The following is a 16,072-nucleotide window of genomic DNA, read 5'->3' as shown; positions in this document are numbered from 1 at the left end:
ACTATAGTTTAGTTATTAATTCAAATAATGAGAAACTTTTATGAAGAATATCTTTCTAATTTTCACAATTCTCATTTTACTGGCTTCTTGTAAAGAAAATATCTCTAAAAAAAGTATAAGAGTAAACGATATTCTGGAATTGAATTCTGCTATTACCAAAGCAACGCCAGGAGACAATATAATTTTATCAAACGGTATTTGGAAAGATGCCGCAATTAACTTCTACGCACTCGGAACAAAAGAAAAACCCATCACAATTACCGCAGAAACGCCAGGAAAAGTATTTCTTGAAGGTAATTCATTTTTACATTTAGGTGGTGAATATTTGAGCGTAAGTGGTCTATATTTTAGAAATGGACACTCTCCTAACTCTTCTATAATTCGTTTTATGATTTCTGAAGATACTGTAGCCAATAATTGCAAAATTTCAAATACGGTAATAAAAAACTTCAACAAACCTAATAGATACAATAATGACCGTTGGATAGAACTATATGGAAAAAATAATAGTTTTGACCATAACTATATCTCAGGAAAATCAAATGACGGTGAAACCTTGAGGGTTTTCTTTACAGGCAACCAGCATATCAACAATCACCACCAAATAACAAATAATTATTTTGGCCCGCGCCCAAGAAAAGGCGGACCAAGAGGAGAAACTATTCGTATTGGTGATAGTAAAACCCGTTTCTCCCCTGGCTATGTAAATGTATCCGATAATTATTTTGACGCATGCAACGGCGAAGTAGAAATCATTTCCGACAAGACAAATTTTAACTCTTTTAAAAATAATATCTTTTATAAATCTGAAGGTTCATTGGTATTAAGACATAGTAGTTATGCTACCGTTAATGGCAATATTTTTATTGGAGGTGATGAATCTGAATTTTATGGTGGCATTAGGGTTGTAAATGCAGGGCATTTGATTACCAATAATTATTTCTACAAAATAAAAGGTAAAGAATTCAGATCACCACTTGCAATAATGAACGGAATACCGATGACACCGTTAAATAGATATTTGCAAGTATCAGATATTGTAGTAGCATTTAATACTTGGATAGACTGTACATCCCCATGGCAAATAGGAATTGGCCAAAACATAGAAAGTGCTAGCGTGCTACCTATAAGTGAAATACGTTCAGCACCGCCTATTAGATCAATTCTAGCAAATAACATTATTTATAATACAGAAGTCGACAACACCCCTTTCATTAACCATAGCGAAATTGATGGCATATTATTTAAGAATAATATTATTGATAATAATGGTAGTGCTTATTCTGAATACGATGTACTGCAGAACGCAGATTTGAACATGGAAAAAATCAACGATTGGTTGTATGCGCCCATAGATTCAAAAGAAGGAATGATCAACCAGGTCTATAACGGATTTGATTTTGAAAAAATTGATAAAGATGTATTTGGCGCAATGCGAAACAATAAAAATAGCATTGGAGCTATTAATAGTATATCTAAAGCCAAAAACTTTATTATTGACAAGAAAACATATGGTCCAAATTGGTTTTCTGTAGAAGAGACAGATTATGAATCTAAAATAATAAAGGCTACGTCTGCTAAAGGAGAACTTGCTGATAAAATTAAACAAGCACATTCAGGAGATATTATTGAACTAACAGATGTATTATACCAGATTAAAAAACCTTTAATTATAAATAAGAACATCACATTACGTTCAAAAAACGCAACTACTAAATCGCAACTAACATTTACAGGCAAAAATGATAGTGTAGCTTTTCAAATGAACCCATATGGTACGATTACATTAGAAGGCATAAAAATTAACGGCGCAACTAACAAAATCGCATTTTCTCCGCTGCAGGAGAATATGTCGGCAGCGTATAATCTTAATCTACAAAATTGTGAATTAAATAATTTTGGCTTTATATTAAAAGCTTATAAAGGCTCTTTTGCAAATACTATTACACTCAAGAACTCCACTTTTAAAAATTGTATTAATGGTATTGTGCTTGCAGCTGATGAGAAAGGTGACTATAATGCCGAAATGATACAAGTTGAATATTGTGAATTTGAAAATATCGAAAAAAATGTTGTCAATTTCTATAGAGGAGGCTATGACGAATCTACTATTGGAGGTCATTTAAGCATTTTTAATAGTAGTTTCAATAACTGTGGACAATATGAAAAAACTAAAATATTATTAAACACCAAAGGCATAATCAACGTTTATCTATCAGATAATACATTTAAGAACAACGCTATTGATTATGTAGCTCTTTTATGGGGAGAAAAGAACAACCACCATAAAAACAACATTTTGATAAATTCAGGCAAAATAAAAGTAGAAGAGCAGCAAAAACTAAAAATCCTTTATTAGGATACCAAAAGCTTGTGCTGCCCATCATTTTTTTTAGGAAAATCTATGTTATTTAGGAGGGTAACATAATAGAATTTTCGACTCTATCTTAGATTTAAAAACAACTTCATTTATTGCCGCTGAAAAGAATATTTCGTCACCTTGTGTAAAATCATATTCTTGACCTCCGCTTATAATAGTTCCTTCCCCAAAATAAATAACTGCTACAAAGAAACTACCGTTTGCTTTAATTGAGTGTTCTCCATTTAAATCCAGTTCACTTAATCCGAAACAATCTGTGTGCGTTTCATTAAAAATAGAATTTAAGGTATGAGTTTCAGATGAATCAATTGTTTTAGGGGAAACCTTCCATCTTTTTAATACCTCTTCATAAGAACAACCATCATAATGAAAACAATCTAACATATTTTGCTCACCAACCCCTTGATGTATTAACTCATCAGAGATTTCTAAGCCTGCAGGTGTAATTTTTTCAACACGCATTGTATAATCTGTTGGTTCTTGAACTTCCATCAAAAAGCAACCACTACCAATAGCATGTGGTACTCCACCATATATCATATAGGCATCACCAGGGTTTACCTCAATTTTATGCAAACACCCTAACATTCCTTCAATATCTTGATTTACAAATAGGGTTTCCCATTGAGTTTTAGTAACCCCTTCCTTAAAGCCCATGTAAATGACACTTTTTTCACCATCAATCTCTCTTTTATTCAATACATACCACGATTCTGTCTTGCCAAAAGCAGAATCGAGCATAGTACGCGCATAATCTTTATCTGGATGAACCTGTATGGTCAACCTTTCTTTCGAGTCTAACATTTTAATCAGAACTCCAGTAGTTCCGAATTTATCTGCTAACGCTTTACCCAAATACAGTTCTTTATTAGATGCAACCAATTCTTTTAAAGAATGAGTCCCTGTTGGAGTTTCTACTAAAGACAAGCCTTCATTTTCAGGCCTACCGTTTCCTCTTGCCGTTACTGTAGACATTATCCATTCTTCTGGCATGCTACCATCAACTTCAGGGCTATCTTTTTTCCATTTATCTATTAATGCCCCACCCTCATAAGTACGCCAAACTCTGTTTGAAAATTGTTTAAGTGGCATGTATGCATATTGCTCAAAATCGTTATTCATATCACTACGTTTCTTGTTTAGTAAATATCACATAAAATCAATAAAATTCTTAAAAAGAACCTATTGATAATTATTTCTAATTCAAATTTTATTGAAAATCTAGAGAGGAAAACCGCTCAAATTTAGGAATTTATATGTTAAGCATAAGTAAAAATAAGACCTATTTAACCATGAAAACCATAATTTCAAAATAAATCTCATTTGTTAATAAAATACCATATCCTCAATATTAACAAGGCTTAAAAGCAAAATTGAAAAAATTTGACACCTGAAAAGTTGTTAAAATGCAAAATTCCCTTTTTTTAACGAATAAATAACATATATTTGGTCAACCAAATTGGATAACCAGTTTGGAAAACCAAAAAATGATTCAACATAACTTCAATTAAATTCGAACTTAAACTCAATGACAAGAAATTAGATTAACGACAAAAAGTACTGTTTTTGACTACTTCAAAATAAGATTTTAAAATCTTGAATGAAAAAACAGAAATTAAAATTGATATTTTACTCAAAATTCAATTATAGAATGCTTTAATCAAACTTTAAAAAGTTGAACTTAAATTAACATAACAAGACTACAAATGAATTTAAAAACGAAATTAGTATTAACAATGATATTGTTACTCAACATATCATTATTCGCACAAGACGGCTACGACTTGACCGGTACAGTAACCGATGAAACAGATATGCCTGTACCAGGAGCCAATGTTGTTATTCAGAACACAACAACAGGAACCTCTACCGATTTTGATGGTAATTACACCATTACAGTATCTAATGGAGATGTTTTAGAATTTTCTTCTATCGGGTATGCCAAGAAATCAGTAACCATTAATGGTCAACAAACTTTAGATGTTGTGCTTGCGGAAGACGCCAGCCAACTTGAAGAAGTTGTTGTTGTTGGTTACGGTTCTCAGAAAAAAAGTGATATTACAGGGTCTGTTTCTTCTGTAAAGTCTGAGGAGTTAAATGCATATCCTGTTTTAAATGCAGAACAAGCATTACAAGGACGTGCAGCAGGAGTTGTAGTACAATCAAATAATGGTGGTGAACCAGGCGCTCCTATCAGTATAAAAATTAGAGGTAATACTTCTATTAATGCAAGTAGCTCTCCACTTATTGTTGTAGATGGCTTTGTTGGCGCTTCTATGCCACAAGCTAATGACATTGAGTCGATGGAGGTTTTAAAAGATGCATCGGCAACCGCTATATATGGTTCAAGAGGTTCTAATGGTGTTATATTAGTAACTACAAAGAAAGGTAGAAGCGGAAAATTATCTATTGAAGCTAATACTACTTACGCCATTCAAAATATTTCTAACAGATTAGATTTATTGAATGCTAGTGAATTTGCTGATTATCAAAATCAGATCAGAACTAATAATGGTGTTACTACTCCTTATTCTCAAGGGCCTGCAAATACAGATTGGCAAGACTTGATTTATAGATCTGGCAGTACATCTAACAACCAAGTTTCATTTTCAGGTGGTAGTGATAAAATTAATTTTTACGCTTCTGCAAACTACTTTAAACAAGAAGGTATTATCATTGGTTCTGACTTTGAAAGATTAACTTTCCTTTCTAACATTGATGCTCAGGTAACTGACAAATTAAAGTTAGGAATGAACCTTTTCGGAAGTAGAGGTATTAAAAATGGTTCTGCTACTCAATCAGACGGTTCTGTTTCTGCCGGTGGAGATGATGTAATTACCTTAGCTTTAAGATATGCACCAGATCAACCTGTTTACAATGCAGATGGAACGTATACATTTGGTAATACCGTAGGTGACCCTGTCGATAACCCTTTTGCTGTTGCAACAGAAAGAATTGACGAAACAAAAACAGATAATTTCAGAGCAAATTTATATGCTAATTATGAAATTTTAGAAGGTCTTAGTTTTAAAACTACATTTGGTTTAAGTACAGAAAATCAGACCAGAGGTATATACTTACCTTCATTACTAACACAAACTGCTGGTGGCGAAAGTGGAAGAGCAATAGTAGATACTGATAGAGAAACAAGTCTTTTAAGTGAAAACTATTTGACTTATACAAAGGAATTTGGCAAAAGTAATTTAACCTTATTAGGAGGGTATTCTTATCAAAAAACAGTTTCAGAAAACTTTTTCTCTGAAGCTACAGGCTTCATATCAGATGGTTTTTCTTATTATGGTTTAGGTTCTGCAACGAACATCTTACAGCCAGATTCTTCAAAATCAGAAGTGGAAATACAATCTCAATTTGGTAGATTCAATTATGATTATGATGATAAATACTTATTAACTGCTACTATAAGAAGAGATGGTGCATCGAACTTTTCAGCTAATGAAAAATATGCTCTTTTCCCTTCTGCAGCTTTAGGATGGAAAGTTTCTAATGAAAATTTCTTAAAAGATAGTAAAGCTATTTCTAATTTAAAATTCAGAGCTAGTTATGGTGTAACTGGTAACCCATCAATTGGTGCTTACGAATCTTTATCAAGACTAGAGACTCTTTATGCTTCTAGTAACGGACAGACTGTTAGCGCAGTAACTCCAGAACAGCCTGAAAATCCTAATTTAAAATGGGAATCGTCATATCAAACAAACTTCGGTATCGATTTAGGTCTTGTTAACAATAGAATATCTGTATCATTAGATTACTACAACATTGATACTAAAGATTTGATATTAACGGATAACAGTATTACAGAATACTTAGGTTTCTCTGGTGACGATATTTTAGCCAATGTTGGAGAAATAAACAATAGAGGTCTTGAAATCGCTTTAAGTACGAAAAACATTCTTAAAGAAGATTTTAGATGGACAACTGATTTTAATATCGCTTTTAATAAAAACGAAGTGGTTAGTTTAGTAAACGATGCAGATTTGTTTTTCGATGCTACACCAAGTTATTTTAGTCATGACAGAAGTTATGTTTTAAGAGTTGGTGAAGAAGTTGGACTATTCTGGGGTTATGAATATGCCGGTGTTTATCAAGGCGGTACAGTACCTGCAGGTACACAAACCCTTTCAGGTGGTGTAGCAGGTGACCCATTATTCGCTGATATTGATGGAAGTGGTGATATTACTGAAGCAGATAGAACAACAATAGGTAATCCTAATCCAGATTTTACATGGGGTTTCACTAACAACTTCAGCTATAAAAACTTAGATTTAAGTATATTTTTTCAAGGTTCTCAAGGTGGAGATATTTTTAACTTGACCAATGTTCAGTTAACAAACGGAGATGCAAATACAACCAGAGCTTACTACAATAGTGCTTGGACTCCAACAAACACAGACACAAATGCACCACGTGTTGGTAACAACAGTAATAGAGAAATTTCTTCTCGTTTTATAGAAGACGGTAGCTACATTAGACTGAAAAATATTTCTTTAGGTTATACAGTTCCTTCTGATGTTTCAGAGAAATTAGGTCTTGATAACCTAAGAATATCTTTAAGTGGGCAAAACCTATTAACTTTTACAGATTATTCTGGTCTAGATCCTGAAGTTAGTTACTACGGATCTGGTGGTGACAACAACACTTCATCTAACACCGCACAGGGTTTTGACTTCGGTAACTACCCAACGGTTAGAACTGTAACTATGAGCCTTAATTTAAAGTTTTAATAAAGAATTAATTTAAAATAAGAAAAATGAAAATATATAAATTATTACTATTATTGGTAGGTCTGTCAATAATGGGATGTTCAGATCTAGAAGAAGAGCCTGTTGGTATATTGTCTGCTGAAGGTTTCTTTGAAACTCCTGCAAATATACAAACAGCAGTAGATGGTTCGTTAACACACGCTATCAATGAGAAATTTTGGGGCAGAAAATTATCGATTGCCTTAATGTTGCGTTCAGACATGGTTAGTCTTGCCTCTAATGAAACTAGAAGAGTTGAAATGAACGAATTTACTACTTTAGCCAGTAATGGTATGATCAGTGAATTCTGGCCAAGAACATATCAAGGTATTGCAGCAGCAAATGCGGCAATTGCCGGAGCTGAAGATGTAGATGTGGATGATGATATCAAAAACCCGATAACAGCGCAAGCTTATTTTGCTAGAGCATTTTACTATTTTCACTTAGTAAGGCTTTTTGGAGATGTACCTTATATTGATGCTCCTGTAACAGATTTTGATGCCGCTACTTCTATAAGTAGAACTCCTGCCGCAGAAGTATATGAAAATATAATTTCAGATTTAGAGTACGCTAAAACATGGTTGCCAACTACAGTAACATCAAGAGCAATACCGTCAAAAGCCGCTGCTAGTTCTTATTTATCTCTAGTTTATTTAACTATGGGAGAATGGCAAAATGCTTATGATGAATCACAAGAAGTAATTGATAATGCAGGTACTTATAATTTAGCATTAGAAACTAATTTTCAAAATCTATTTAATGCAGATGCTATAGACGCATCTCTTGAGCCAATTTTTGCATTGGACTACAATAATTTCGAAGCAGATGATAATGCTTATGACCAAACAGCTCCAATGACCGGCATTAGAGGAGATGATAGAAACTTAGGTGGAGGTTGGTCAGTAGCCGTGCCTACATTAGAGGTATATACAACCTGGGACGCCGATGATTACAGAAGGGCTGTAAGTATGGATGACGAAGTTTCAATTGGAGGTACTGTTGTAGATTACACCCAATTCGATATTAGTGGTCATGAATTTGCCAAAAACAACCCATACGTTGCAAAATACACTCGTTTTCCTGGTCCATTTGCTCGTGCGAACGCTAGAGCAACTAGCCACAACTATTCTATGATACGTTATGCAGAAGTATTATTAATCGCAGCTGAAGCAGCAGTAGAATTAGGAGACAATGCAACTGCTCTAAATTACATCAACCAAGTTAGAGCAAGAGCAAGAATGGGTGGAGAAACTCAGACTGGCGCAGGTGTTACGATAACAGTTGAACCAAGTGCAGTACCTGCAGATTTAACAGGTACCGTTACAGTTGACGACATCTTAGAAGAAAGAAGATTGGAATTTGCTTTTGAAGGAGTGAGATGGTACGATATAGCTAGAAGAGAAATAGGGTCAGAAGTTTTTAACGCAGCAGGTTTAGAAGGTGAAAAAGCATTTTTCACTGAAGATGATTATTTACTACCATTACCTGAAGACGAATTAGAAAGAAACCCTAACCTAACACAAAACCCAGGGTACTAAAAAATAACTTCTAATTTTTATAGACCTCTTATTTACGAATTAGCTTTAGAATAAGTAACCATTAAAAATTAAAAGATCATTAAAGAAAGTTGTTTGAGTTAGTTTTTTTAAGATTGCTGGTCCGCTAAACGGACCAGCAATTCTTTTAAATTTCATTATTTAAACGAAGTATTGAACATTAAACGCATATAATATTTGATAACACGGTTATTTTTATAAATTTGATAAACCAATCTGGTTAACCAATTTTATAATTAAACAATCTGATCTATGAAGCTCGAAATCCTTACGAAAAATGAAAATAAAGACCTTCATAATGATATCATAGCTAAGATTAGAGAACTTATCATCAACAAGAATCTAGAACCTGGAGATAAATTACCTTCAGAGCGCATGTTATCAGAACGTTTTGAAGTAAGTAGAGGAAATGTTCGCGAAGCTATTCAAAAACTAGAATTTTACGGAATTCTAAAATCAAAGCCACAAAGTGGCACCTTCGTTGCAGATATTGGTCAAGTAGCAATGAATGGAATGATGGACGATATTCTTGGTTTAGAAGACCCTGATTTTAAATCCTTGGTTGAAACTAGAATACTATTAGAACTTAAAACAGTTCGATTAGCTGCACAAAGAAGAACAAATGCCGATTTAAAAAAAATGGAAACGGCATTAGAAGCATATAAAAACAAGGTAATGAACAATGAAGATGCAGTCCAAGAAGACCTACTCTTTCATTTAGCTATAGCTCAAGCTTGTAGAAATAGCACTATTAATAGAATGATGCTAATCATAACACCGGAAATCATAAACAATTTTGAAAAATATCATGTATGTGATAAAGATCAAAGTTTAAAAGGAATAAAAGAACATCAAGATATTTTTGATGCCATAAAAGAACAAAATACACAAGAAGCTAAGGCAATGATGAAAGTTCATTTTAATGCACTTTATCAATATTGTTATAACATATAAAATTTAGAACACTTTTATTTATTTATAAACCAAGTGAAATTATTTTAACCTTACTGCTATTTTAAGAAAAGTAGAATGGTTTTCACCAAAAACAATATATAACCAAAAAAGCACAGATTTATGAAAATTAAAGGATTAAGATGGTGGATTATTGTGCTTATTTTTATAGCGACCGTAATTAACTACATAGACAGAACCGCTTTTGCATTACTCTGGCCAGAAATGGGTAAGGACTTAGGTATGGATAAAGCCGACTATGCATTTATGTTCAATATATTTCTTGCCGCATATGCCATAGGTAAATTCGCATCAGGAAAACTATATGACCAAATTGGCACAAGACTTGGATTTACAGTATCCATAATTGTTTGGTCTGTTGCATCCGTACTACACGCCTTTGCCGGAGGTATCGTTTCTCTTTCTATTTTTAGAGGTGCACTTGGTTTAGGTGAAGCCGGTAACTGGCCTGGCGCAGTAAAAAGTAATGGAGAATGGTTTCCTGTAAAAGAAAGAGCCATTGCACAAGGTATTTTCAATGCAGGTGCATCTATTGGTAATGTAATAGCCCCATTTATAATTGTCTTTCTATATGCCCAGTTTGGATGGAAAACAACCTACATCATTTTAGGTGCCGTTGGTTTGTTATGGGTTATTCCATGGTTGTTTCTAAATAAATCTACTCCAGAAAAACATCCTTGGGTTACCGATGAAGAAAGAAAATTAATCCTTTCTGATAGAATTGAAGATGAAGACACAGGTGTTAAACGAAAAAGCTTAAGTGTAGGTGCAATTCTTAGCTATAAGCAATCTTGGGGTATTTTATTATGTAGATTCTTTATCGAGCCAATATGGTGGTTTTTTGCAGCTTGGATGCCTATATACCTTAACAATAAATTTGGGTTAAGTATTGAAGAAATAGCCAACACAATGTGGATTACATATTTAATGGCTGCAATTGGAAGTATTGTCGGAGGTATGGTTTGTGGAAATTTAATGAAAAAATATTCTGTAGATATCTCAAGAAAAGCAACTATTGTTTTTGGAGCCATTCTTATACTAATTGGTTTTATTGGAATTATAATGTTTGTCAAACAAGACAATTTTATGACCTTTATTTACCTTGCTGGTCTAGCATTATTTGGTTTCCAATTTGCAATTGGAAATATACAAACACTCTCCAGTGATATGTTTAGCGGTCCGTCAGTAGGAACATTGGCAGGTATGGCAGGTACAGTAGCAGCAGTATCTCCAATGATTATGAACTGGTTTGTTGGTAAAATAACAGCAAACTCATATACTCCAGCATTTATCGCAATTTGCATAGCAGTCGTTTTAGGTGTTCTTTCAATTTTGATTTTAATTAAAAAAATTGAGCCCGTAAAAAAATATGTTCACAGTACTAAAAAATAAAATTAAGAATAGATTAAAATTAAATATATCATGAGTACAGAAGGAAAAGTAGCAGTAATTACAGGAGCAACTGGAGGAATCGGTTTTGAAGTTGCTAAAAGATTAGGTCAAGACGGTTATACAGTTATCTTAAACGGGATAGACGACGAAGCTGGAGCACAAAGAATTAAAGAACTTACAGCAGAAGGTATCACTGCAGAGTACTTAGGTTTTGACGTAACTAATGAAGAAGCAGTTACGAAAAACATCAAAGCTATTGGTGAAAAATATGGTAAAATCGACACCTTGATTAACAACGCAGGTGGTTTAGGAGGTAGATCAAGATTTGAAGAAATGACTACTGAATTTTATAGAGGCGTAATGGCCTTGAACCTTGATTCAGCTTTTTTTGCTTCTAGAGCTGCAATTCCTTACTTGAAAAAAGGTGAGCACCCATCAATTATCAACTATACATCTAACGCAGGATGGACAGCTGGTGGACCAGGCGCTGGTATCTATGGTACTTCTAAAGCAGGAGTTCATGCATTAACTAGAGCTTTAGCTAAAGATTTAGCTGAATATGGCATTAGAGCAAATGCAGTATCGCCAGGTACTATCGACACACCTTTTCATGCACAAATCAAAGCAACCAAACCAGAAGTTTTCGCTTCTTGGGCAAACAATATTATGTTAGGTAGATTAGGTCAACCAGAAGATGTAGCCGGTGTAGTTTCTTTCTTAGCTAGTAAAGATGCTTCTTTTATAACTGCTGAAACTATTCAAATCGGAGGTGGTCAAGCTTTAGGTATCTAGTACAACAACTTCTATACTATTTTAAAAAAGCGTTATCGTTAATTACGATAACGCTTTTTTATTTTGATGAACTTCTGATAATCAATTCTGAATCTAAAATAATTTTATTCAACGACTGAACAATCGTTTCTTTTTCGGTATACCCTAAAAAAGTCTGTGCCGCTAATTTCCCAATTTGCTGGCTATGCTGGCTTATGCTGGTAATAGAAGGGGTAACTAGAGAAGTAAACGGCTCATTACCAAAACCTACAAGTTTAATATCTTCAGGTACTTTAATATTTTTCTCATTCAAAACCTGCAATGCACCCAACGCTGCATAATCACTTGCTACATAAATGGCATCAGGTCTCTTTTTTAAAGCCAATAATTTCTCGATTTGCCTTCTACCATCCTCTAAGGTCAAACCACTTTCAATTAACAATTCATCATCATGTGGTAAATTATGCTTTTTAATCGCATCAATATAGCCACGTATTCTATTATTAAATATTCTTGTTCTTCGATATCCGCCTATATGAGCAATACGTTTACAACCTTGAGCAACTAAATGCTCTATGATCATATGGCTGCTTTCGTAGTCATTAATACCTACATAATCAACATTCAAATCATTCTCTCCCCTATCGAATAGAATCAATGGAATTCCGTTAGATTTTACTTTTTCGTAGTAAGAAAGATCTACCGTCTCATTTGCCATAGATGCAATTATGCCATCGACTTGTAGGTAAAGTAACGTATCTATATTATCACATTCTTTTTTAAATGATTCGTTCGACTGAGTAATTATAATGTTATAACCCGCTTTATTAAGAACTCCTTCCATATTTTCAACCACAGAAGAAAAGAAATTACTATTGGTTCTGGGTACAATAACACCCACCAATTTACTTTTTCCTTTTCTTAAGGCACTTGCCAAATGGTTAGGTTGATACTTCAACTCCTTTGCAACCTGTTTAACAGCTTTCTTAGTTTTTACACTAATACGCGCATCATCATTTAAAGCTTTAGAAACGGCAGCAGTTGAAATACTTAAAACATTTGCAATGTCTTTTAAAGTTGTTCTTTTTTTATTCAATTACTTTGTATATATTTGTTTAATCGATTAACCAAAAGTAAGACTTTAATTAACTTAAACAAAAATTGTCTGTTTAGGTTATTTTTTACCCTGATTGGTTAATCGATTAAACAAATTACAAATTAGTACATATTAAACTTATAAAACAACATGAAAAAAGTAGTAACATTCGGTGAAATCATGCTTCGTTTGGCACCACAAGGATTTTTGAGATTTTCTCAAGCTAATAATTTTGATGTAGTATATGGAGGAGGCGAATCTAACGTTGCTGTTTCTTTAGCAAACTATGGTGTTCCTGTAGATTTCGTTACTCGTTTACCAAAAAACGACATTGGCGAATGCGCAATGATGGAAATGCGTAAAAGAGGCGTTGGAGTAGATAAAATTGTTTACGGTGGTGATCGCTTAGGAATATATTTTCTTGAAACCGGTGCTGTATCTAGAGGTAGTAAAGTAGTTTACGACAGAGCTCATTCAGCTATTTCAGAAATCGAATCTGGAATGATCGATTGGGACACTGTTTTCGAAGATGTTGAATGGTTTCATTGGACAGGTATTACCCCTGCAATTTCTCAAGGTGCGGCAGATGTTTGTTTAGAAGCTGTAAAAGCTGCAAGTGCAAAAGGAATCACTATTTCTACAGACTTAAATTATAGAGCTAAACTTTGGACATACTGTGATGATGCGCACAGAGAAAAAGTAATGGCTGGTTTAACCGAATATTGCGATATTATTTTAGGGAACGAAGAAGATGCTGAAAAGCATTTTGGAATTCACCCTGAAGGACTTGATGTACATAAAGATGGTGCCGACGTTAAAGCAGAAGCGTTCTTATCTGTATGTAAGCAGATGATGAAGAAATTCCCTAAAGCTAAAAAGGTAATTACCACATTAAGAGGTTCTATTTCTGCATCTCATAATACATGGGCCGGTGTTCTTTGGGACGGTACTAAAATGTACGAAACTCGTCAATACCAAATTACCGATATCGTTGACCGTGTTGGTGGTGGAGATTCATTCATGGGTGGTTTAATCTACGGATTATTGAAATACCCAGAAGATGATCAAAATGCATTGGACTTTGCTGTTGCAGCTTCTTGTTTGAAACATACCATTAAAGGTGATGCCAACCTTGTAACAGTTTCTGAAGTAGAGAAACTTATGGGCGGTGATGCTTCTGGTAGAGTTGCTCGTTAAAAAAGATAATAAATAAAATATTCTTAAAACATTAAGATGTCTCAAAAATCAGTTTTAATTCTTTGTGGTGGTGGACCTGCTCCCGGTATAAATACCGTTATCAGTACCGTAGCCAAAACCTTCTTAAAAGATGGTTACAGAGTTTTAGGGCTTCATGAAGGTTTTAAGGGCATATTCGATAAGAATCCTCAAATCAAGGAGTTTGATTTCTTCCATGCCGATAGGATTTTTAGTAGGGGTGGCTCAACTTTAATAATGAGTCGTTTTAAACCTAAAAACGAAAAACTAAACACTAACCTGTTTATTGATAATAATGTAAAACTGTTGGTAAGTATAGGTGGTGATGACACTGCCTCTACTGCCAACAGAATTACAGGTTTTCTAAAAAAAGAAGGAATATCTATTTCAAATATTCATGTACCGAAAACCATAGATAATGATTTACCATTGCCAGATAGAAACCCAACTTTCGGTTTCCATTCTGCAAAAGACGAAGGTGTACGTATAGGTAATACCACGTATGAAGATGCCCGTACAAGTCAAAATTGGTTCGTTATGTCTACAATGGGTCGGTCTGCAGGGCATTTAGCTTTCGGTATTGCCGCTAGTTGCCATTTTCCAATGATGATTATACCTGAAATGTTTGATCGTACCTCGATCACTTTTGATAAGGTAGTACGCATGGTCATTTCTTCAATGATCAAACGTAAAATCGAAAATATAAATTATGGTGTAGCTTTAATTAGCGAAGGTGTATTTCATAACATGCCAGAATCTGAATTAGATAAATGCGGAATTACATTTACGTATGACGACCACGGTCACCCAGAACTGGGAAATGTTAGTAAAGCGCATATTTTTAATATGCTCGTTCAAAAGAAATTAAAGGAATTAGGTATCGATATAAAAAGTAGACCGGTTGAACTGGGCTACGAACTGCGCTGTTGTAGACCTATTGGTTTTGACCTAACATTATGTACGGTTTTAGGTCTAGGCGTAAAAAAATTATTTGATGAAGGCAAAAGTGGCTGTATGGTCACGGCGAATTCTAGAGGTGAAATAACACCCCTATTCTTATCTGAAATTCAAGATGAGAATGGTAAAATCGCTCCTCGTTTGGTCAATATAAATTCAGAATTGGCAGAATTATGCTTTCAAAATTTATTTTATGTAGGTGAAGATGATTATGAGGATGCTAAAAAATATGTAGACAATCCTTCAAACTACGATTTCAACAAAATTTTAACTGAGAAATAAAAACAAATGGCACAATATTCAAGAATAGAAGTAGCAAATGTAATGAAGGAAAATGGTATGGTTCCTTTGTTTTATCACCCAGATGTAGAGTTAGGCAAAAAGATTCTACAAGCTTGTTATGACGGTGGCGCGCGTTTAATGGAATTTACTGCTCGTGGCGATTTCGCTTTCGAGGTATTTTCTGAACTAAACAAATATGCTATTAAAAACTTACCTGGTATGATTATGGGAGTTGGATCTATAACAGATGCCGGTGCTGCTTCATATTACATGTCTTTAGGTGCAAACTTTATCGTAACACCTTCTTTAAGAGAAGATATTGCCATTGTTTGTAATCGTAGAAAAGTTTTATGGTCTCCTGGTTGTGGTTCTTTGACCGAAATAAACAAAGCAGAAGAAATGGGCTGTGAGATAGTAAAATTATTCCCTGGTGATCTTTACGGACCTGGTTTTGTAAAAGGTATCAAAGGACCTCAACCTTGGACAAGTATTATGCCTACAGGTGGTGTAAGTACAGATGAAGCAAACCTTAAGGGTTGGTTCGACGCTGGAGTTACTTGTGTTGGTATGGGATCAAAATTAATTAGTAAAGATATTTTAGCGAATAAAGATTACGCAGGTTTAGAAGCTTTGGTAAAAAACACCTTAGCTACAATTAAAAAACTGCGTTCATAAAGTATAAGGGTACCAC

Annotated in this window: 11 protein-coding genes; 9 read left to right on the top strand and 2 right to left on the bottom strand. The window is 34.2% G+C overall.

What is annotated here, in order from left to right; genetic code table 11:
• Positions 1-40 precede the first annotated feature (40 nt).
• Entirely contained in the window at positions 41-2,359 is a 2,319-nt protein-coding gene (locus ACJJVP_RS09055; protein ID WP_405412933.1) for a chondroitinase-B domain-containing protein, read from the top strand.
• Between the two features lie 48 nt (positions 2,360-2,407).
• On the opposite strand, the gene ACJJVP_RS09050 is transcribed toward ACJJVP_RS09055, so the two are convergent.
• A complete protein-coding gene (locus ACJJVP_RS09050; RefSeq protein WP_405412931.1) occupies positions 2,408-3,502 on the bottom strand; it encodes a type I phosphomannose isomerase catalytic subunit in 1,095 nt (364 codons plus the stop codon).
• 614 nt (positions 3,503-4,116) lie between these two features.
• Here ACJJVP_RS09050 and ACJJVP_RS09045 point away from each other — a divergent pair.
• The 5 genes from ACJJVP_RS09045 (at position 4,117) to ACJJVP_RS09025 (ending at position 11,852) form a co-directional block, all read left to right on the top strand.
• Positions 4,117-7,122 carry a SusC/RagA family TonB-linked outer membrane protein gene (locus ACJJVP_RS09045; RefSeq protein ID WP_405412930.1) on the top strand — a complete coding sequence of 1,002 codons (3,006 nt, stop codon included), beginning with the start codon at positions 4,117-4,119 and terminating at the stop codon, positions 7,120-7,122.
• A gap of 26 nt (positions 7,123-7,148) precedes the next feature.
• Positions 7,149-8,678, top strand: a complete 1,530-nt coding sequence (locus tag ACJJVP_RS09040; RefSeq protein WP_405412928.1) for a RagB/SusD family nutrient uptake outer membrane protein — start codon at positions 7,149-7,151, stop codon at positions 8,676-8,678.
• Between the two features lie 270 nt (positions 8,679-8,948).
• Positions 8,949-9,650 (top strand): FadR/GntR family transcriptional regulator, encoded by a 702-nt coding sequence (locus ACJJVP_RS09035; RefSeq protein ID WP_405412926.1) that lies wholly within the window; start codon positions 8,949-8,951, stop codon positions 9,648-9,650.
• Between the two features lie 120 nt (positions 9,651-9,770).
• Positions 9,771-11,060, top strand: a complete 1,290-nt coding sequence (locus ACJJVP_RS09030) for an MFS transporter (RefSeq protein ID WP_405412924.1) — start codon at positions 9,771-9,773, stop codon at positions 11,058-11,060.
• A gap of 30 nt (positions 11,061-11,090) precedes the next feature.
• Complete coding sequence (locus tag ACJJVP_RS09025) at positions 11,091-11,852, top strand: SDR family NAD(P)-dependent oxidoreductase (protein ID WP_405412921.1); 762 nt, start codon at positions 11,091-11,093, stop codon at positions 11,850-11,852.
• A gap of 58 nt (positions 11,853-11,910) precedes the next feature.
• Here ACJJVP_RS09025 and ACJJVP_RS09020 read toward each other — a convergent pair whose 3' ends face one another.
• Entirely contained in the window at positions 11,911-12,927 is a 1,017-nt protein-coding gene (locus ACJJVP_RS09020) for a LacI family DNA-binding transcriptional regulator (protein WP_405412919.1), read from the bottom strand.
• A 150-nt stretch (positions 12,928-13,077) separates the two neighbouring features.
• Here ACJJVP_RS09020 and ACJJVP_RS09015 point away from each other — a divergent pair, with 150 nt between their 5' ends.
• From ACJJVP_RS09015 to ACJJVP_RS09005, 3 genes are read left to right on the top strand one after another with little or no spacing between them, the layout of a single operon-like run.
• Positions 13,078-14,124 (top strand): PfkB family carbohydrate kinase, encoded by a 1,047-nt coding sequence (locus ACJJVP_RS09015; RefSeq protein WP_405412918.1) that lies wholly within the window; start codon positions 13,078-13,080, stop codon positions 14,122-14,124.
• A 36-nt stretch (positions 14,125-14,160) separates the two neighbouring features.
• Entirely contained in the window at positions 14,161-15,381 is a 1,221-nt protein-coding gene (locus ACJJVP_RS09010) for a 6-phosphofructokinase (RefSeq protein ID WP_405412916.1), read from the top strand.
• Positions 15,382-15,387: 6 nt separating this feature from the next.
• A complete protein-coding gene (locus tag ACJJVP_RS09005) occupies positions 15,388-16,056 on the top strand; it encodes a bifunctional 4-hydroxy-2-oxoglutarate aldolase/2-dehydro-3-deoxy-phosphogluconate aldolase (RefSeq protein ID WP_405412913.1) in 669 nt (222 codons plus the stop codon).
• Positions 16,057-16,072 lie beyond the last annotated feature (16 nt).

This window comes from Maribacter sp. Asnod1-A12, assembly GCF_045063735.1.
GTDB lineage: Bacteria > Bacteroidota > Bacteroidia > Flavobacteriales > Flavobacteriaceae > Maribacter.
This window is presented reverse-complemented; position numbering and strand designations above follow the sequence as displayed.

Coding starts and splice junctions, on each gene's coding strand:
- ACJJVP_RS09030 (WP_405412924.1), top strand. CDS start 9,771: ATGAAAATTAAAGGATTAAGATGGTGGATTATTGTGCTTATTTTTATA.
- ACJJVP_RS09025 (WP_405412921.1), top strand. CDS start 11,091: ATGAGTACAGAAGGAAAAGTAGCAGTAATTACAGGAGCAACTGGAGGA.
- ACJJVP_RS09015 (WP_405412918.1), top strand. CDS start 13,078: ATGAAAAAAGTAGTAACATTCGGTGAAATCATGCTTCGTTTGGCACCA.
- ACJJVP_RS09050 (WP_405412931.1), bottom strand. CDS start 3,502: ATGAATAACGATTTTGAGCAATATGCATACATGCCACTTAAACAATTT.
- ACJJVP_RS09040 (WP_405412928.1), top strand. CDS start 7,149: ATGAAAATATATAAATTATTACTATTATTGGTAGGTCTGTCAATAATG.
- ACJJVP_RS09045 (WP_405412930.1), top strand. CDS start 4,117: ATGATATTGTTACTCAACATATCATTATTCGCACAAGACGGCTACGAC.
- ACJJVP_RS09035 (WP_405412926.1), top strand. CDS start 8,949: ATGAAGCTCGAAATCCTTACGAAAAATGAAAATAAAGACCTTCATAAT.
- ACJJVP_RS09055 (WP_405412933.1), top strand. CDS start 41: ATGAAGAATATCTTTCTAATTTTCACAATTCTCATTTTACTGGCTTCT.
- ACJJVP_RS09005 (WP_405412913.1), top strand. CDS start 15,388: ATGGCACAATATTCAAGAATAGAAGTAGCAAATGTAATGAAGGAAAAT.
- ACJJVP_RS09010 (WP_405412916.1), top strand. CDS start 14,161: ATGTCTCAAAAATCAGTTTTAATTCTTTGTGGTGGTGGACCTGCTCCC.